Below are 17651 nucleotides of genomic sequence, written 5' to 3' on the forward strand. Positions count from 1 at the left end.
CGTCTCCACCGTCTCTCCGATGCGTCCGACCGTCTCTCCAGCCCGTCAGCACCGCCTCAGCAGCGCCGGTGAAGGGGGTTCTAAGTATAACCCGACAAAGCCGCAAGTGGAAAATTCACAAAAACAGAAGAAATTCTCATAAAGATAATTTATCAATTAGTTACAGATATTTAATAGCATTTCATCAGGCGCTTCGCCGCCGAAATCCAAGAAAATGCAGGTCAGAATTCGCGGCTCAACGCGTTATGTACATGATTACCCACAGATTCACCTCCGAGTCAGGCGGAATCTGCCCTGTTGGACCACAAAGACAGGATTGGAATCGGAAGACGCAGGGCAAGCAGGGCGATGATGGTTGCCAGATAAGCAAGCGGCTCGATCTGAAATCCTTTTGCCAGCATGACGTAATGCACGCCCCCCAACAGCGCAGCCGCGTACACAAGGCAGTGCAGCTTGCGCCAGCGTGATCCCAGTCGGCGCACCGACCAATTATTGGATGTCAACGCCAACGGAAGCAGGAGAAGGAACGCCCCCATTCCGACCGTTATGTACGGGCGCTTGAGGATATCCGCCCAGATCTGGCTGGGAAGCTGCACATCCAGAACCAGCCACACAAGAAGATGCAACGCGACGTATACAAAAGTGAGCACTCCGATCGCTCGGCGATACTTCATCAGGTTCAAACCGACATGCCAGCGCAGAGGCGTGACGGCCAGACCGGCAATCAGCAACTGCAGGGCCAGCTCACCATATCTATGCTCCAACGCCTCAATCGGTTCGACCCCCAGACCACCGGTAAGGCCAAGATAAAACAGCCAGGGCGCAGGCAACGCCCCCAGCAGATATATCGCCCATACCGGAATACGGCGGAGTGTCTGGTTAATCGACTGCATGATTCTAATAGTTCTTGGCCAAATCCATGCCCTCGTAAAGGCTGGCGACCTCTTCTTCATACCCGTTGAACATCAGGGTCGGCTTACGTGACGCGAAAAGCCCGCCCCCGATCTCGCGTTCGGAAGCCTGAGACCAACGTGGATGGTCCACATTCGGGTTCACATTACTATAGAACCCGTATTCGCGCGGATTAGACATGTTCCAGCTGGTGGGCGGTTCCTCCTCGGTCAGAGTGATCCGAACGATCGACTTGATCGATTTGAAGCCATATTTCCACGGAACGACCAAACGCAAAGGCGCGCCGTTCTGGTTGGGAAGCGGTCGGTCGTAGATTCCGGTTGCCATGATTGTCAGCGGGTGCATCGCCTCGTCCAGGCGCAAGCCCTCCCGGTACGGCCATTCAAGAATGGGAAACCGCGTTCCCGGCATCTCGTCTGGGCGATAGGCCGTTTCGAATGCCGCATATTTTGCGCCCTCTTGCACACCTGCCAGGTTCAGAAGGTCAGCCAGCTCGAAGCCGTTCCATGGAACGACCATCGACCACGCTTCTACACAGCGGAAGCGATAGATCCGTTCCTCGATCGTCATCTCGGACAGGATACTGTGGAAATCATAGTCGCCCGGGCGGTCAACCAGACCGTCGATCTGCACGCTCCAGGGTTCGGTCACCAGCGTGTGAGCATATTTTGCCGGGTCATCTTTTCCGGTCCCGAACTCATAGTAGTTGTTGTACGTGGTGATCTCTTCCCAGGTGTTGGGCTCCAACCCATCCTGTGCTGCCGCCGGTTTGGCCATCGCAGTCAGGCCGACACCTGCCAGCCCGGCCATAACCTGCCTCCGGTTGAGAAACGCCGCCCGGGGGGTGACGTCGGCATGTGTCAAAGTGTTGGTCCAGCGATGCGCCATATGGGTCTCCGTCATGTGCAACAGTCAGTGTTGACGTAGTGTGCTGATAGCACAGAGCCACAGAAACAGGCGTAACGATTGAGCGAAGTGATTGTAACGTTCCGGTGTGGCAGGACCTTCGGGGAACGGTGTCAGCAACGAAAACCATAGACGCGAAAACCTTTAGCGCCCGGCAGAAAACCGGGTTTTTCTTGGATTACAATCAAAACACGGGCACAAAACTTTACAACTGCTGACGCAAAGCTGCACTCTGTCATACGGGCGCCACGCCAAGCCGAACGCGAGGCAAGGCTGCGGTTGCAGCCTTTTGGCCGCAATGGGAGGAAGAAAATGTGTGATATTTGTGTAATGAATGCCGTCAAAGACAAGATGCTGTCTCGTCGCGGATTCTTCAAAGCTGCTGCCGCTTCGGGTGTTGCAGCAGCCGCAACCGGGGCCGTCGCGCCGGCAGCATTGGCGGCTGGGCATGGCGGTGTCGAGGATATGACCCACACGCTAAGCCCGGATTTCCCGACATGGGGCGGCGAGCCCGGCATCTCGGCCGAGCAAGCTTTCAACTTTACTGATCACGGCTTCAATCTGTTCAACCTGTCAATCAACGAACATACGGGTACGCATATCGATGCACCGCTTCACTTCTCGGCGGATGGGACATCAGTTGACGAAATCCCTGTCACGGATCTGGTCGCCTCCTTGTGCATCGTGGACATCGCTGCCCGTGCTGCCGAGGATGCTGACACGCGCGTCACCCCGGATGATCTGAAAGCCTGGATTGCGGCCAATGGTGATATCCCTGATGGTGCCTGCGTGGCGATGCATTCCGGATGGGCAGGCAAAACCGCCACGGATGAGTTCCGCAATTTCGACGGCGAAGCGCAGCATTACCCGGGCTTCCACGTTGAAGCAGCGCAGATGCTGATGGAGGAGACCGGAGCACGATCAATTGCCGTTGATACCCTGTCCCTGGATCACGGCATGTCCGCAGATTTCGCGACGCATTACGCGTGGTTGCCGTCAGGCCGGTTCGGGATCGAATGCCTGGCTGGGTTGGATCGCGTGCCTGCGTCTGGTGCAACGCTTGTGATCGGCGCGCCCAAGCACCAAGGCGGCACCGGCGGGCCGGCCCGGATCTTTGCGTTGATCTGACAAATTCCCGGGCGGCTGACCAACGCCCGCCCGGCCATCTTTCCGGCAGGGCCAAATTTCCACCACAGTTGCAAACCAAGACTTTGTGCATTCTTGAACTGTTCGGGACACCCTGCCTCCATGTTGCTCAGACCACTGGTTATTTCTCTGTCTTTACTGTGCGGATCGGCATTGGCTGATGTGCAATCCTGCAAAAAGCTGTTTGAGCGCGCGTCGCAGGTCCTGAGCGATCTGAACCAGATCGGGTCTGAAGTTTATGAAGACAGCCACCCGGGCCTTGGCAATTCCGCCACATTTGCAGACCCATCCTCCAAGATCACAGTTTTCTTCTATGACCACCAACAAAGGGTCGTCTCATCCGAAATGGCCCTTGAAAGCTTTAAACAAGCCGCACGCGATATCGCTGCAATAGCTGCGCGGCGCGGCGCTGAACTCGGCGAAATCAACGCCTATCAGTTGCGTGATCCGTCGCAGGTGTTGCCATTTCGGGCCGAGGCCAAAGCATCAGATGGCCTGTCCGAGTTTCTGGCGGTTGGCGTCGTGGACAATTGTATTATGAAGCTTAGGTTTACCGCCCAGTTTCCATTGGAGGAAGCGCAGGTCTGGATGAAAGCGCTCAACGAGTATCTGAACAAAGGCTATGGAAAGCCGACATGAAAAAAGGCCCGCCTTTAAGGCGGGCCTTTCCAGTTTCCGGTGTCAGATCAATGCACCACAGCATCATCCGGGCGGGGTCGTTTTGAAGTTCCCAACCGGTCACCGATGATCAGACCATCGGTCCCAACGGTCACAGGAACAGTCTCGCCGTCCTTGATCTCACCGGCCAGCAGAGCTTCTGCCAACGGGTTCTGCAAGGCGCGCTGGATGACGCGTTTCAGCGGGCGGGCACCGAAGACCGGGTCATAGCCTTCGTTTGCCAACCACTCCTTGGCGGCATCGTCCAGTACCAAGTCGATCTTGCGCGCGGCCAGGCGTTTGAGAAGACGACCCAGCTGGATGTCAACAATCGCAGCCATATCCGACCGTTTCAGCCGGTCGAAGATGATGGTTTCGTCCAGACGGTTCAGGAATTCGGGCCGGAAATGGGCTCTTACGGCATCCATCACGTCATGCTTGGCCTGCGCACTATCGGCACCCTCAGGCAATTGGCTGAGTGCCTGGCTACCAAGGTTCGAGGTCAGAATGATCAGCGTCTGCTTGAAATCAACCGTACGACCCTGACCGTCGGTCAGGACACCGTCATCAAGCACCTGCAACAGCACGTTGAACACGTCCGGATGAGCCTTTTCGACCTCGTCGAACAGGACAACCTGATAGGGCCTGCGCCGCACGGCTTCGGTCAGCACACCGCCTTCGTCATAGCCGACATAACCCGGAGGGGCACCGATCAGACGGGCAACCGCGTGTTTCTCCATGAATTCCGACATGTCGATCCGCACCATCGCGTTTTCATCGTCGAACAGATATTCGGCGACGGCTTTGGTCAGCTCGGTCTTACCGACACCGGTTGGCCCAAGGAACAGGAACGAACCCAGCGGCCGCCCTTCATCATTCAGACCGGCGCGGGCCCGGCGCACGGCGTTGGCCACAGCTGTAACGGCCTCGTCCTGGCCGACCACGCGGGCGTGCAGCGCTTCTTCCATGCGCAGCAGCTTGTCGCGTTCGCCTTCGAGCATTTTTGCGGTCGGGATGCCCGTCCAGCGTTCGACAACGCTGGCGATCTGTTCCGGACGCACCGTTTCCTCGGCCATCATGGCGTTGCTTTCGGCATTCTCGGCCTCGGACAGCTTTTTCTCAAGCTCGGGGATGATGCCATAAGACAGCTCACCGGCCTTGGCGAGGTTGCCTTCGCGCTTGGCGATTTCCAGATCAGCCCGCGCCTTGTCGAGCTGTTCCTTCAACTCCCGCGCGCCCGCCAGCTTGTCGCGTTCGGCCTGCCACTGAGCGGTCATCTCGGCGGATTTCTCCTTGAGGTCGGCCAATTCCTTTTGCAACGTTTCAAGCCGATCCTTGGAGGCCGCGTCATCTTCAAGTTTTAACGCTTCTTCCTCGATCTGCAACTGCAGGATCTGGCGATCCAACTGGTCCAGTTCTTCAGGCTTGCTGTCCACTTCCATACGCAGACGCGCGGCGGCCTCGTCGACGAGGTCGATAGCCTTGTCCGGCAGGAAGCGGTCGGTGATGTACCGATGCGACAGGGTCGCGGCCGATACCAACGCCGAATCCGAAATACGGACTCCGTGGTGCAGCTCGTACTTTTCCTTGATACCGCGCAGGATGCTGATCGTATCCTCGACCGTCGGCTCCTGCACTATCACGGGCTGGAACCGCCGCGCGAGGGCCGCATCTTTTTCGACGTATTTACGGTACTCGTCCAACGTGGTCGCGCCGATACAATGCAGCTCACCCCGAGCAAGCGCAGGCTTGATCAGGTTGGCGGCATCCATCGCACCGTCGGATTTACCCGCACCAACCAGCGTGTGCATTTCGTCGATGAACAAAATGATCTCACCTGCCGCCTCGGTGACCTCGGTCAGAACGGCCTTGAGGCGTTCTTCGAATTCCCCACGGTACTTCGCACCTGCGATCAGCGCGCCCATGTCGAGCGCAAGCAGTTTCTTGTCCTTAAGCGATTCCGGCACGTCTCCGTTGACGATGCGCAGGGCCATGCCCTCGGCAATCGCGGTTTTACCGACGCCGGGTTCACCGATCAGAACCGGGTTGTTTTTGGTGCGGCGCGACAGGACCTGCATCGCGCGGCGGATTTCCTCATCCCGCCCGATGATCGGGTCGATCTTGCCCTCGCGCGCGGCCTCGGTCAGGTCGCGGGCATATTTCTTGAGTGCATCATAGCCCTCTTCCGCCGATGCGGTGTCAGCAGTGCGACCTTTGCGGATGTCGTTGATGGCTTCATTGAGTTTTTGCGCAGATACGGCACCGGCTTCCAGCGCCTCTTTGGCTTTGGATTTGACCATGCACAGCGCCATCAACACGCGTTCGACAGGCACAAAGCTGTCGCCCGCTTTGGTGGCGATCTTCTCGGCCTCGTCCAGAACCTTGGCAGTCTGGCCGTCCATGTAAATCTGGCCCGCATCGCCGCTGACTTTCGGGATCTTGCCCATTGCAGCGTCGAGCGCCTCAACCACGCGGTCCGGCGCGCCGCCCGCGCGCGTGATCAGATTGCTCGCCAGCCCCTGATCGTCATCCATCAATGCCTTGAGTATATGTGTGGGCTCCAGCCTCTGGTGCCCCTCGCGCAGCGCAATGGTCTGCGCCGCCTGCACGAACCCCCGTGCCCGTTCGGTGAACTTGTTCAAGTCCATGGTATTCTCCTTTTCCAAGCGCCCGGTGGATTTGCGCCCGCTAGGCAGCACGCAGTGGTCCGGGCCTTGTCCTCAATCTGGGAAATATCCCCACCGCTTCAAGAGGCTGGAGAGTGAAAAAAAGCCGTCAGCCGCGCGAAATTGTATAGACTGTGTAGCCTCCGGTTTCGGCCACCTGCTGGGCATCGTGCATCTCGACCAGAGACTGCGCGGCGGCGCTGCCTGTGGGGCAGGATACAAGATCAGCGGTGTGGTCAAGGAAATTGCCTGTAAAGGCGGTTTCGCCGGTCAACTGGCACCAGTCATCCTCGGACCGATAACCGCGGACGAGGTAAAGGTCGTCATTGGTGGGGGCCGGGGCGGCACCGGTTTCGGGTGCGCTCGGCGGCGTGTCGGTGCAGGCCGCTATGGCCGCTGCCGCAGCCAGCGGAATGAGGTGCTTCATGGTCTGTCCCTTTGGTGCAATTCCGTTTCTGAACGGCCGCACCTTAGCACAGTTGAGACAGTGCGGGGAAACCACGTCCCCCGGACTCAGGTCTCAATCGCCTTCGATCTGCCGGATCAGTTGTTGCGCCACGTCGTCCCCCTGCCCGGCCGCGAGGCGATAAAACTTCAACGCCCCCGCGACATCGCCGGATTCGTACAGCAACCGGCCGAACTTGCGCTGCGACTTCATATCGCCGATTTTCGCAGCCCTGCCCCAGAAAACAGAGGCTGCTTGGGTGTCCTGAGGCACACCCTCCCGCCCGTGATAGGTCAGAGAACCAAGGTTGTGCAGTGCGACGACATCGTCCTGCTCGGCGGCCTGGAAATAATAGTCCAGCGCCTGTTCGATGCCTTTTACGTATCCGTTCTCGCCGGTCTCGTAGATGAAGTCCAGATGCGCCGCAGCATCGGCGCTGCCGTTACGGGCCGCCATCTTCGGATAGTCGACCGCACGCTGCATGACCGCACGCTGCATGTCGCGCGTGACATGCGTTCCGTCGCGATAGAATGTGCCGAGGCGCAGCAGAGACGGCTCATTCCCGAGGAAAGCGGCCTTTTGAAAATAGTACAGCGCCTTGTCGATGTCGCGCGCCACACCGTCCTCGTTCTCGTAGCCATACGCAACGTTATGCATCCCCATCGACAGGCCGGATTCGGCGGCCGCCACGACCTCGGCGTCGACATCCTGGTCTTTCAGCAGGAAATCAGCGCAGATCGCCATCGCGTTCTCGGCGTCCATGTCGGCCCATTTTACCCCGTCGAAATAGGGCGACTGGCCCGGAGCGGCGGCAGCCATCAGGCAGTCGTACTCTCCGTCCGAATAGTCGGGGTCCTGCGGTGGATCGTCGGAGGCGGTTTCCGGCCGAGGGCGAAGGTCGGAGACCCGCAGGCGCCGTTGCGGTCCCTTGGGGGCGTCATCCTTTGCCGGCGCGGGAGCGTCACCCATCAGCCCCGCCAGCAGATTGCGCGCCAGTTGGGCATAGATCGGGCAGTCGGCGTAGATCTGTGCAAAATTCTCGATGGCCGTCGCTGACGCGCTGTCCTTGACGTCTGCCCAGACCAGTCGGGCCTCGCCGCAATCCGTCTCACCGGCCCAGACCGCGCCCTCCCCGGCCAAAATGCCGCTGAGGCCACCACACCCAACCGTATCATCCCGTATTTTCCTGCGTCTTTTCTTGTCTCAATGCGCCACACGCTCTAGAGAAGCGCCCATCCCGCCAAGCCTGAAAGGTCGAAACAATGCCCCAAACCGCCGATGACCGCCTGATCGTAGCCCTCGATGTCCCCAACGCATTGGAGGGGCTGAAGCTGGCCGAGACGCTGGGCGACGTCGTTTCGTTCTACAAGATCGGCCTGGGCATGCTGACCGGCGGCGGGCTGGCCTTGGCCAATGAGTTGAAGCAGGAACACGGCAAGCGAATCTTTCTGGACATGAAGCTGTTCGACATCGGCAACACGGTGGAAAACGCAGTGCGGGGGCTGGCGCAGTTCGATCTGGATTTCCTGACCGTACATGGTGACCCGCATGTGGTGCGCGCCGCCAAGGAAGGGGCGGCGGGCAAGGATCTGAAGATCCTGGCGGTGACCATCCTGACCTCGCTGAACCGCGACGATCTGGATGCGGGCTTGATGAAGACCGGAGCCATGCAGGACATGGTGGTGGAACGCGCCGCCCGCGCCTTTGAGGCCGGGGCCGATGGCGTGATCGCAAGCCCGCAGGAGGCCGCCCTGATCCGCGCCTTGCCCCAGGCAAGGGGCCGACTGATCGTAACCCCCGGCGTGCGTCCGGCTGGCGCGGCACTTGGAGATCAAAAACGTGTGGCCACACCAGCCAGCGCCATCCAGGACGGAGCGGATCATATCGTTGTTGGCCGTCCCATTTATCAGGCGGAAGACCCGAAATCCGCAGCCGCAGCCGTTTTGACCGAGCTAAGTTCTCTGAAAACGTGATGACCGGAATCATCGTTTCAGCCGGTATTCGTACTGAAAAAACCGCCGCAACAGGTTGACCTTACGTCAATTTTTGACGAATCCGCGCCAAATCGTCCCTGTGCCAGAAAACACACATTCAGAAAGTGAGTTTTTCCAAAGCAGCCTTCACTCTATCTCCGTAGGGAAATCTTGGCGATTCTTAAGGGGATTAACTCCCCAACGAACCTTTTCTTCCTGAGGTTCGTTACTTCCCCCCGCGATGCTGCGGGGGGTTTTCTTTTATCTGAATGATCTTTGATCGATATCACTGCATGATATAAAGAACTCCCAAGCCAACTGCGGAACACACGAGGACGCAGATGCCCGGTCTTTGCCGAGATTGCCTGACCCTTTTGACAAACGAACGGCGCTGCACGGGCTGCGGTAGCCCCAGGGTAAAGTCGCACCCCGAACTCCTTGACTTGACCATCGCTCATATGGATTGCGATGCCTTTTATGCTTCGGTGGAAAAGCGGGACAATCCGGAACTGGCAGACAAACCTGTCATCATCGGCGGCGGCAAACGCGGCGTTGTTTCCACGGCATGCTACGTGGCCCGAATTCGGGGTGTACGATCCGCCATGCCCATGTTCAAAGCGCTGCAACTGTGCCCTGATGCCGTCGTGATCAAACCACGCATGTCTGTGTATGCCCAGGTGTCACGCGACATCCGAGCCATGATGGATGAACTGACGCCAGTGGTCGAACCTCTGTCCCTGGACGAAGCCTTCATGGACTTGTCCGGCACCCAACGCCTGCACGGGGCACCTCCTGCCGCCATGTTGGCGCGCCTCGTCAAACGCATGAAAGATGAACTGGGTGTGACCGGATCTATCGGGCTGAGTCACAACAAGTTCCTGGCCAAGGTTGCCTCGGACCTCGATAAGCCCCGCGGGTTTTCGGTGATTGGCAAGGCCGAGACGGCAGAGTTTCTGAATGACAAACCCGTACGGTTGATCTGGGGCATTGGCCCCGCCGCGCAGGAATCACTGGACCGTGCAGGGATTCGAACCTTCAACGACCTGCTGCGTTGGGATCAGGAGGCTTTGACTGCGCGTTTCGGCTCGATGGGGTATCGCCTTTGGCATTTGGCACGGGGTCAAGACAAACGACGCGTTTCAACTCATGAGCCGATGAAATCGATCAGCAATGAGACCACATTTTTCGAGGACACCGCCAATATTGACGTTCTGGACGGGCATTTGTGGCGCATGGCCCTGAAGGTCTCGGACCGGGCCAAGGCCAAGGATCTAGCTGGCCGGGTCGTTACGCTGAAGCTGAAGAAAGCCGATCACAAGGTTCTGACACGGCGCGTGTCATTGCGGGACGCAACGCAGATCGCAGACCGGATTTATCGCACGGCAAGGGGGCTTTTCGATCAGGTGGGGGATCAGGGGCCGTACCGCCTGTTGGGGTGTGGTCTGTCTGACCTGTGCCCTGCGGATCTGGCCGACATTTCCGGCGACCTGCTTGATCCCGGCGCCGTCCGCAGATCGCGGGCCGAGCGAGCCACCGACGAAATCCGTCAGAGATTCGGCGCAGACGCAATCGTGAAGGGCCGCGCTTTGCGCTAGGCTCATTCCGCAGCCAGACGGACCGGCTTGGAACCGATGCTGCATATCTCGCGAACCACTTGCCGGAGGAGTTTCGAAAACGTCATGAAATTGGCGTTCGGCGCAATCTTCTCTTCGTTCATATACAGGGCGCGGTCAATTTCGATCTGAATCGCGTGTTGCTGGCGGGTGGGGCGGCCATATGTCTGCGTTACATAGGCCCCGGCAAACGGGGCATTGCGCGCCACATTCAGTCCTGCCGCAGAAAACGCCGATTCGATGAAGTCCACAATCTCGGACGAGGCCGAAGCACCGAACCGATCACCCAGCACGATTTCGGGCCGTTTGTTTCGGGTCGTACCAGCCATGGACACCGCCTCATGCGGCATCGAGTGGCAATCCACCAGAATGGCCTGCCCGAACTTCTCATGCGATTCGGCCAACAAGGACTTCAATCGTGCATGATAAGGACGCCAATAGGTATCTAAGCGCAGCCGTGCTTCGTCCATGGTCAGCTTGCCGCTGTAAATTGCTCGTCCATTGGCCACGACGCGGGGAATCACGCCTAACCCCGATGCGACCCTTGGGTTATGCCCGTGCCTGCGGGCGCCGCTGATCAACGCCGGGTCCAATTCGTCCAGACTGCGATTCAGGTCCAGATAAGCTCGCGGCATGGTTGCTTTGATCAAAGGCGCGCCACTCTCGGCTGCTGCCGCAAACAATTGATCGACAAATGCGTCTTCCGAGGACCGAATCACGCTTTGGTTCAGAACGGACCGCTTCAGAAACGCTTCGGGATAGTCCCGCCCGCTATGTGGGGATGAAAAAACCACACATGAACTGCGGTTTTCCGGCATATCCAATACAAAGGCTGCGTTCTGCATGATCCCTCCCTCTTCGCAATCAACATAGACCGGAAAATAGTTCTTCCAAACCCCTTGAACCCCTTTGCGACTCCTTTTATAGACCCCGCTACCGGCGCGGGGTTCCGCGCCCCATTTCGTTATGGGGCAGGGCACGCAAAGGGAAAGTGGGCGGTTAGCTCAGCGGTAGAGCACTTCGTTGACATCGAAGGGGTCACAAGTTCGATCCTTGTACCGCCCACCATGATTTCACTGTCCCGGATATCCGGGACACCCGAGTAACCCAGGCGCTGGCCACGTCCTTGATGAAGGCGCCGCAGATTGGAGACAGACCATGAAGGTCAAGAACTCGCTCCGCTCGCTCAAGAACCGGCACCGTGACTGCCGTATTGTGCGTCGCAAAGGCCGCGTCTACGTTATCAACAAGACGCAGCGCAAGTTCAAAGCTCGTCAGGGCTGAGAACGGCGAAACACCGCTTTAAAGAGCCGCGCCTTCGGGCGCGGTTTTTTGTGTTATCTCGACCCCGCGGCGCCGTCTGAGAACCATCCGCACCATCCATGGAATGGAACAGACCGCCATCGCGGCGGGAACTGAATCGAACAGGGCGAATCCTGTCTTTATCGGCCAGCCGACACCCAACCGTTCGGGGGAAAAGACCACGCGCTCCGCCTGGTCTCGCAAATGTGGCGCGACACCGCGCATCCGCTCATCGGTCGTAAAACCGTCAAGATCGACCCCCATTGCAAACAACTCCAGACCAAGCGCGTAGTCGCGCCAACACGAAAACAGGATGGTCAGACCGACGACGACCACGAAGCTCCAGGTGAACCCGGACGGAAAATCGGGCCGCCTGACGCAAAGCCAGACCGGTCCCGCGACCAGCCCGAGAAGCAACAGCAGCGCCACGGCATCCAGCAACACCTCGACCATTTCGACAGCCCTCCCGCCATTTGCACCGAGCCCACCTGACACCTGAGCACTCGCCGGTATCCGACGGCGGCCCTACCAACTGATCCCGACATGGTTAACAAATGAAAAAGCTCCAGTAAGCGCTGCGACATTATATGACCAAGTAAATTTGTCAGTTTTTCTTGCATCCCGCCGAGAATCGTATAATTGAGCAAATCAGTCGGGTTATCGACCGACGCGAAATTCAATTGTTGGGGCAAACTATGCTGAAATCCACAACCTGCCTGGCCGCCGCTCTGTCGGCATTGATCGCAACGTCCGCCGCGGCTGAAGGCGAGCTGAACCTTTATTCGTCGCGCCACTATGACACCGACGAACGTCTGTACACGGACTTCGAAGATGCGACTGGTATCAAGATCAACCGGATCGAAGGCAAGGCAGACGAGTTGATCGCGCGCATGGAAGCAGAAGGCGCGAACTCTCCTGCCGACGTTATGCTGACCGTCGACACTTCTCGTCTGGCGCGCGCCAAAGATGCGGGCATTCTGCAAGCTATCGACAGCGAAACCATGGAAGAGCGCATCCCCGCCAACCTTCAGGACGAAGACAACCAGTGGTTCGGCTTCTCACAGCGCGGTCGGATCATCTTTTACAACAAAGAAAACGTCACCAACCCGCCAGCCACTTACGCAGACCTGGCCAAGCCGGAGTACAAGGACCTGATCTGCATCCGGTCCTCGACCAACACCTACAACCAGACCCTGCTCGCCTCGATCATCACACATGAAGGCGCAGAAGCTGCAAAGTCCTGGGCGGAAGGCGTTGTCGCCAACATGGCGCGAGACCCGCAAGGGGGTGACACCGACCAGCTGCGTGGCATCGTTTCGGGTGAATGCGATATCGCTGTGTCGAACACTTACTACTATGCACGGGCCATCCGCAAAGACGTCAAAGGTCTTTCCTCTGACCTCGACATGATCGGTTGGGTCTTCCCCAATCAGGACAGCTATGGTGCGCATATGAACCTGTCGGGCGGTGGCGTCGCGGCGCACGCACCGAATAAGGAAAACGCAATCCTGTTCCTTGAGTATCTGGCAAGCGATCAGGCGCAGGAGTACTTTTCGGCAGGAAATGACGAATTCCCGGCAGTACAGAGCGTTGAGCTGGCAGATTCGGTAAAAGCACTGGGTGACTTCAAAGCTGACGACGTGAACCTGTCAGACGTCGCCAAGAACATCCCGGAAGCACAGAAAATCTTCAACGAAGTTGGCTGGAAATAATCCGCAACATCGTCAGCGATTTACCAAGGGCGCGGAGTTTCCGCGTCCTTTCTCGTTTACAAATTCATATTTTTTTGATATTTTTCTCGCAAATGAAACTTCCTCTCACTTTTGAGCCATGCTTGATAACCTTTCGAACCGCCTCGCCGCACGTCTGAACGAACTCCGCCACGGGCGCGGATGGTCGCTGGATCAACTGGCCGCTCACAGCGGAATCAGTCGGGCCACACTGTCCCGCATGGAGAAAGGAGACGTCAGCCCCACCGCAGAGAATCTTGGCCGACTCTGCGCCGCTTTTGACCTGCCAATGTCACGGCTTTTGATGATGGTCGAAGACAGCTTTGACCCCAAAGTGCCATTTGAACGCCAGACCGAATGGCGCGATCCCGCGACGGGCTTTACCCGCCGTTCAGTTTCACCCCCAGCAAACGGTCTGAACGCCGAGGTCGTGGAATGCCACCTGCCGCGTGACACGGTCATCACTTACGAGACGCCACCAAAATCAGGACAGGAACACCATCTGATCCTGATCGATGGCGCGCTGACACTGACTGTTGACGGAACGCCCCATACGCTTGGCGCCGGAGATTGCCTGCGCTATCACCTGTCAGGCCCAACCCGGTTCGAAACCGGCGCATCTCGCGGTGCGCGTTATCTCTTGGTGCTGACATGATCTCACGTCTGACCGATCTCGATTTCAGCGCGGCAGTTGATGATCTGGCGGAAATCCTCCACGCCTGTGTACATGACGGGGCCAGCATCGGCTTTGTCCTTCCGTTTACCTTGGACGATGCACGGAGGTACTGGTTGCAAAACGTTCAGCCTGGACTGAAATCCGGTGCATTGGAGGTGTTTGTCACCCATGACAACCGGAGCATTCAGGGCACGGTGCAACTGATCCCCGCGATCATGCCAAATCAGCCACACCGCGCTGATGTCGCAAAGCTTCTGGTACACCCGAACGCCAGACGGCGTGGTTTGGGCCGCGCCCTGATGGAAGCCCTCTTACAACGAACAAAAGAGTTGGAGCGTACGATGCTGGTTCTTGATACGCGCAGTACCGATCCTTCTCGAATGCTCTATCTGGACCTTGGGTTTCAGATCGCAGGGGAAATTCCGAACTACTGCCGGAACCCGTTCGAAACCAAATTGGAACCCACAACTTACATGTATAAAGAGCTGTCAGCCTGACGCCGAACAGCGACCGTTTGACCGTGGGTCATGGATTTTTTCCGAGTGGTCCACGCGAAGTCGTGCGAATGGTCCGGGGGCATTCTCATGCCGCGCTTTTGGATTAGAGTCATCGCGGCACACGCTGCAACCAAGCCTGAACGCACCGAGATTCAATCACCCGGCCACCTGAAGGGGTGGCCGGGCAATCAATGAAGTGCCTTGCGTTTAGAAATGCGCTGACTTCGTGCCTGCTGGCTTTTCCATCGGAGGCGCAAATTTGGTCAGGTCGATACCTTTCACGGCCGACTTGTATTCCTCGGCGGTCGGCATCCGGCCCAAAACAGCCGACAGCACCACCACCGGGGTCGATGCCAGAAGGGATTCGCCTTTCTTCTCCGACGCGTCCTCAACAACACGCCCCTGGAACAGACGTGTGGACGTGGCCAGGACAGTGTCGCCCTTTGCGGCTTTCTCCTGGTTGCCCATGCAAAGGTTACATCCCGGACGCTCCAGATACAGGATGTTCTCGTATTCCGTCCGCGCTTTGCTCTTTGGGAACAGATCGTCGAATTCAAAGCCTGAATACTTCTGAAGAATGCTCCACTCGCCTTCTTCTTTCAGCTCATCAATGATATTGTAGGTCGGCGCTGCGACGACCAGCGGGGCCTTGAACTCTACTGTGCCCGTCTCCTGCTCGATGTTTTTCAGCATCTGCGAGACGATGACCAGATCGCCCTTGTGCACCATGCACGATCCAACAAATCCCAGATCGACCTTCTTTTCCCCCTTGTAGTGGGAAACCGGCCGGATCGTGTCATGGGTATAACGCTTGGATACATCCGCGTTGTTGACATCCGGGTCGGCAATCATGGGTTCGCTAATCTCATCCAGATCAACCACCAGCTCGACAAAGTACTTGGCGTTCTCATCCGGTTTCAGGGCCGGCTTTTCACCCGACTTGATTTCCGCGATCCGCGCGTTGGCCTTGTCGATCAGACCTTGCAGTGTCCGGGCTTCGTTATCCATTCCTTTGTCGATCATGATCTGGATACGGTTTTTCGCAATTTCCAGAGATTCGATCAACGTGTCATCCGCAGAGATGCAGATCGATGCCTTGGCCTTCATTTCGGCTGTCCAGTCGGTGAAGGTAAATGCCTGATCCGCCAGCAACGTTCCGATATGAACTTCGATGATCCGGCCCTGGAACACGTTGTCACCGAATTTCTTGAGCATCTGCGCCTGGGTGGCGTGAACCACATCGCGGAAATCCATGTGATCCGCCATCTGGCCCTTGAAGGTCACCTTGACCGATTCCGGGATCGGCATGGTGGCTTCGCCAGTGGCCAGCGCCAGTGCAACAGTACCCGAATCCGCACCAAATGCGACGCCTTTGGACATACGTGTATGCGAGTCCCCACCGATGATGATTGCCCAGTCATCCACAGTGATGTCGTTCAAGACCTTATGAATCACGTCTGTCATCGAGTGATAAACACCTTTGGGGTCACGCGCGGTGATCAGGCCGAAGTTGTTCATGAATTTCATCAATTTTGGGATATTTGCCTGCGCTTTGGAATCCCAAACCGAAGCAGTATGACAGCCAGACTGATAGGCACCGTCAACGGTGGGCGATATCACTGTCGCCGCCATCGCTTCCAGTTCCTGCGACGTCATCAGACCGGTGGTGTCCTGCGAACCGACGATGTTGACCTTCACCCGAACGTCCGAGCCCGCATGCAGAACTTTGCTGTCGGCCACGCCAACCGCGTTCTTGTTGAATATCTTTTCAACCGCCGTCAGGCCCTGCCCTTCATGCGAGATCTCCTTGGACGGTGCGAAAGCGGATTTCAGCTCGGTACCGAGCGTCTCGGCTGCGAATGTTTGGAGCTTTTTGCCAAAGACAATGGCATAGGATCCTCCGGCCTTTATGAATTCGATCTTTTGCGGCGTGAAGGACGATGACAGGTCGACAAGCTCTTTGTCGCCTTTGTCATTGTACAGCTTTTTGTCCTTGGTGTTGATGGTCAGCACCGTTCCGGTCTCGACGGAATATTTCTGCTCAAGGATTGGATTACCGTCATTGTTCAGGATCGGATTGCCGTCGGCATCCACTTTTTTGACCCAGTTCTTGAGATCGATACCGATCCCACCGGTCACGCCGACGGTGGTCAGAAAGATCGGTGAAATCCCGTTTGTACCGGCAACAACCGGAGCGATGTTCACGAAAGGCACATAGGGGCTGGCTGGCTTTCCGGTCCACAATGCGACGTTGTTGACTCCGGACATGCGCGACGATCCAACGCCCATCGTCCCTTTTTCAGCCACCAGCATGACGCGTTTATCCGGGTGCTGCTTTTGCAAGTTCTGAATCTCGGCCTGTGCTTCAGGTGAGATCATGCACTTGCCGTGCAATTCACGGTCCGACCGCGAATGCGCCTGATTGCCGGGCGACAGAAGGTCGGTCGAGATGTCCCCTTCAGCCGCCACATAGGTCACAACCTTGATTTCTTCTTCGATGTCGGGAAGCCGGATAAGGAACTCGGCCTTGGCATAGCTTTCCAGAATGTCCTTGGCGACGGCGTTCCCGGCCTCAAACGCCGCTTTCAAACGGTCCGTGTCTGCGTCGTACAGGAATACCTGTGTTTTCAGAACTGCCGCCGCCTTCTGCGCAATGTCCGCGTCGTCGCCCAGCGCCAGATCAAGCAGAACCTCCACTGATGGGCCGCCCTTCATATGCGACAGCAATTCAAACGCGAAATCCTGCGAGATTTCTTCGACCATCGCGTCACCCAGGATGATCTCTTTCAGAAAGCGTGCCTTTTCACCTGCGGCACTGGTTGTGCCCGGCAGCGTGTTGTAGATGAGATGGTTCAGTGAATCGGCGCGATGCGCGTTATCCGCATCTTTGATCTGCCCGATGATTTCCTGCAAAAGGGCGCCGTCCTCGATGGGTTTGGGGTGCAGACCCTGTTCTTTGCGCGTTTCGATTTCGTTCAGGTATTCTGTGTAAAGGCTCATGAGGGTTCCGACCATTTAGCTGATGCACCGAGCCGACAAAAGGACCGGCACCTTATGTTTGTATGCGGCGGTATACCAAAACTTGCCGAGATGCAAGATATCGATCTGCGACCCGGTGTCCTGCCCAC

The 17651-nt window shown here is 57.5% G+C and carries 16 protein-coding genes and 1 tRNA gene; 9 read left to right on the forward strand and 8 right to left on the reverse strand.

Going from position 1 to position 17651, the window contains the following annotated elements; translation table 11 throughout:
* Nucleotides 1–278 precede the first annotated feature (278 nt).
* Together msrQ and msrP are read right to left on the reverse strand one after the other, a co-directional pair.
* Nucleotides 279–893: a protein-methionine-sulfoxide reductase heme-binding subunit MsrQ gene (gene msrQ / locus AC2FJB_RS21000; RefSeq protein ID WP_496720629.1), complete on the reverse strand. Its 615-nt coding sequence runs from the start codon at nucleotides 891–893 to the stop codon at nucleotides 279–281.
* Nucleotides 894–897: 4 nt separating this feature from the next.
* On the reverse strand, nucleotides 898–1800 hold the full coding sequence (msrP, locus tag AC2FJB_RS21005) for a protein-methionine-sulfoxide reductase catalytic subunit MsrP (RefSeq protein WP_299641373.1): 903 nt from the start codon (nucleotides 1798–1800) through the stop codon (nucleotides 898–900).
* Between the two features lie 330 nt (nucleotides 1801–2130).
* On the opposite strand from msrP, the gene AC2FJB_RS21010 reads away from it, so the two are divergent.
* Both AC2FJB_RS21010 and AC2FJB_RS21015 read left to right on the forward strand, forming a co-directional pair.
* Nucleotides 2131–2946: a cyclase family protein gene (locus AC2FJB_RS21010; protein ID WP_496720631.1), complete on the forward strand. Its 816-nt coding sequence runs from the start codon at nucleotides 2131–2133 to the stop codon at nucleotides 2944–2946.
* Nucleotides 2947–3066: 120 nt separating this feature from the next.
* The gene (locus AC2FJB_RS21015; protein WP_496720633.1) at nucleotides 3067–3603 is read left to right on the forward strand and encodes a hypothetical protein; all 537 of its coding nucleotides are present in this window, start codon (nucleotides 3067–3069) and stop codon (nucleotides 3601–3603) included.
* Nucleotides 3604–3650: 47 nt separating this feature from the next.
* Here the strand turns inward: AC2FJB_RS21015 and clpB are convergent, their stop codons facing one another.
* The 3 genes from clpB to AC2FJB_RS21030 all read right to left on the reverse strand — a co-directional run bounded on the left by clpB (nucleotide 3651) and on the right by AC2FJB_RS21030 (nucleotide 7872).
* Nucleotides 3651–6269: an ATP-dependent chaperone ClpB gene (gene clpB / locus AC2FJB_RS21020; protein WP_496720635.1), complete on the reverse strand. Its 2619-nt coding sequence runs from the start codon at nucleotides 6267–6269 to the stop codon at nucleotides 3651–3653.
* A 127-nt stretch (nucleotides 6270–6396) separates the two neighbouring features.
* The gene (locus AC2FJB_RS21025; RefSeq protein WP_117870702.1) at nucleotides 6397–6714 is read right to left on the reverse strand and encodes a hypothetical protein; all 318 of its coding nucleotides are present in this window, start codon (nucleotides 6712–6714) and stop codon (nucleotides 6397–6399) included.
* Nucleotides 6715–6807: 93 nt separating this feature from the next.
* A complete protein-coding gene (locus AC2FJB_RS21030) occupies nucleotides 6808–7872 on the reverse strand; it encodes a tetratricopeptide repeat protein (RefSeq protein WP_496720637.1) in 1065 nt (354 codons plus the stop codon).
* A gap of 122 nt (nucleotides 7873–7994) precedes the next feature.
* Here AC2FJB_RS21030 and pyrF point away from each other — a divergent pair, with 122 nt between their 5' ends.
* Together pyrF and AC2FJB_RS21040 are read left to right on the forward strand one after the other, a co-directional pair.
* Entirely contained in the window at nucleotides 7995–8705 is a 711-nt protein-coding gene (pyrF, locus tag AC2FJB_RS21035) for an orotidine-5'-phosphate decarboxylase (protein WP_117870706.1), read from the forward strand.
* 341 nt (nucleotides 8706–9046) lie between these two features.
* Complete coding sequence (locus AC2FJB_RS21040; protein WP_496720639.1) at nucleotides 9047–10300, forward strand: DNA polymerase IV; 1254 nt, start codon at nucleotides 9047–9049, stop codon at nucleotides 10298–10300.
* Nucleotides 10301–10302: 2 nt separating this feature from the next.
* Here AC2FJB_RS21040 and AC2FJB_RS21045 read toward each other — a convergent pair whose 3' ends face one another.
* Nucleotides 10303–11163 carry an N-formylglutamate amidohydrolase gene (locus tag AC2FJB_RS21045; protein ID WP_496720641.1) on the reverse strand — a complete coding sequence of 287 codons (861 nt, stop codon included), beginning with the start codon at nucleotides 11161–11163 and terminating at the stop codon, nucleotides 10303–10305.
* 148 nt (nucleotides 11164–11311) lie between these two features.
* Here AC2FJB_RS21045 and AC2FJB_RS21050 point away from each other — a divergent pair.
* Both AC2FJB_RS21050 and ykgO read left to right on the forward strand, forming a co-directional pair.
* Nucleotides 11312–11386: transfer RNA gene (locus AC2FJB_RS21050), tRNA-Val, on the forward strand.
* A gap of 90 nt (nucleotides 11387–11476) precedes the next feature.
* Nucleotides 11477–11602, forward strand: a complete 126-nt coding sequence (ykgO, locus tag AC2FJB_RS21055) for a type B 50S ribosomal protein L36 (protein ID WP_008755722.1) — start codon at nucleotides 11477–11479, stop codon at nucleotides 11600–11602.
* An 18-nt stretch (nucleotides 11603–11620) separates the two neighbouring features.
* Here the strand turns inward: ykgO and AC2FJB_RS21060 are convergent, their stop codons facing one another.
* Nucleotides 11621–12073 carry a hypothetical protein gene (locus AC2FJB_RS21060; RefSeq protein WP_496720642.1) on the reverse strand — a complete coding sequence of 151 codons (453 nt, stop codon included), beginning with the start codon at nucleotides 12071–12073 and terminating at the stop codon, nucleotides 11621–11623.
* Nucleotides 12074–12315: 242 nt separating this feature from the next.
* On the opposite strand from AC2FJB_RS21060, the gene AC2FJB_RS21065 reads away from it, so the two are divergent.
* From AC2FJB_RS21065 to AC2FJB_RS21075, 3 genes are all read left to right on the forward strand, one after another.
* Nucleotides 12316–13332, forward strand: a complete 1017-nt coding sequence (locus AC2FJB_RS21065; protein ID WP_496720644.1) for a Fe(3+) ABC transporter substrate-binding protein — start codon at nucleotides 12316–12318, stop codon at nucleotides 13330–13332.
* Nucleotides 13333–13450: 118 nt separating this feature from the next.
* Entirely contained in the window at nucleotides 13451–14005 is a 555-nt protein-coding gene (locus tag AC2FJB_RS21070; RefSeq protein WP_496720645.1) for a helix-turn-helix domain-containing protein, read from the forward strand.
* A complete protein-coding gene (locus AC2FJB_RS21075) occupies nucleotides 14002–14523 on the forward strand; it encodes a GNAT family N-acetyltransferase (RefSeq protein ID WP_496720647.1) in 522 nt (173 codons plus the stop codon). Before AC2FJB_RS21070 ends, AC2FJB_RS21075 begins: the two co-directional genes overlap by 4 nt.
* Before the next feature lie 207 nt (nucleotides 14524–14730).
* On the opposite strand, the gene AC2FJB_RS21080 is transcribed toward AC2FJB_RS21075, so the two are convergent.
* Nucleotides 14731–17523, reverse strand: a complete 2793-nt coding sequence (locus AC2FJB_RS21080; protein ID WP_496720649.1) for a bifunctional aconitate hydratase 2/2-methylisocitrate dehydratase — start codon at nucleotides 17521–17523, stop codon at nucleotides 14731–14733.
* Nucleotides 17524–17651: the final 128 nt, after the last annotated feature.

This window comes from Ruegeria sp. CDSC085 (genome assembly GCF_059610465.1).

What these genes read in the sequence shown, in the direction of transcription:
- msrP (WP_299641373.1), bottom strand. Translation starts at nt 1,800, where the DNA reads ATGGCGCATCGCTGGACCAACACTTTGACACATGCCGACGTCACCCCC.
- pyrF (WP_117870706.1), top strand. Translation starts at nt 7,995, where the DNA reads ATGCCCCAAACCGCCGATGACCGCCTGATCGTAGCCCTCGATGTCCCC.
- AC2FJB_RS21040 (WP_496720639.1), top strand. Translation starts at nt 9,047, where the DNA reads ATGCCCGGTCTTTGCCGAGATTGCCTGACCCTTTTGACAAACGAACGG.
- AC2FJB_RS21080 (WP_496720649.1), bottom strand. Translation starts at nt 17,523, where the DNA reads ATGAGCCTTTACACAGAATACCTGAACGAAATCGAAACGCGCAAAGAA.
- ykgO (WP_008755722.1), top strand. Translation starts at nt 11,477, where the DNA reads ATGAAGGTCAAGAACTCGCTCCGCTCGCTCAAGAACCGGCACCGTGAC.
- clpB (WP_496720635.1), bottom strand. Translation starts at nt 6,269, where the DNA reads ATGGACTTGAACAAGTTCACCGAACGGGCACGGGGGTTCGTGCAGGCG.
- AC2FJB_RS21015 (WP_496720633.1), top strand. Translation starts at nt 3,067, where the DNA reads ATGTTGCTCAGACCACTGGTTATTTCTCTGTCTTTACTGTGCGGATCG.
- AC2FJB_RS21065 (WP_496720644.1), top strand. Translation starts at nt 12,316, where the DNA reads ATGCTGAAATCCACAACCTGCCTGGCCGCCGCTCTGTCGGCATTGATC.
- AC2FJB_RS21045 (WP_496720641.1), bottom strand. Translation starts at nt 11,163, where the DNA reads ATGCAGAACGCAGCCTTTGTATTGGATATGCCGGAAAACCGCAGTTCA.
- AC2FJB_RS21070 (WP_496720645.1), top strand. Translation starts at nt 13,451, where the DNA reads ATGCTTGATAACCTTTCGAACCGCCTCGCCGCACGTCTGAACGAACTC.
- AC2FJB_RS21025 (WP_117870702.1), bottom strand. Translation starts at nt 6,714, where the DNA reads ATGAAGCACCTCATTCCGCTGGCTGCGGCAGCGGCCATAGCGGCCTGC.
- AC2FJB_RS21010 (WP_496720631.1), top strand. Translation starts at nt 2,131, where the DNA reads ATGTGTGATATTTGTGTAATGAATGCCGTCAAAGACAAGATGCTGTCT.
- AC2FJB_RS21060 (WP_496720642.1), bottom strand. Translation starts at nt 12,073, where the DNA reads ATGGTCGAGGTGTTGCTGGATGCCGTGGCGCTGCTGTTGCTTCTCGGG.
- msrQ (WP_496720629.1), bottom strand. Translation starts at nt 893, where the DNA reads ATGCAGTCGATTAACCAGACACTCCGCCGTATTCCGGTATGGGCGATA.
- AC2FJB_RS21075 (WP_496720647.1), top strand. Translation starts at nt 14,002, where the DNA reads ATGATCTCACGTCTGACCGATCTCGATTTCAGCGCGGCAGTTGATGAT.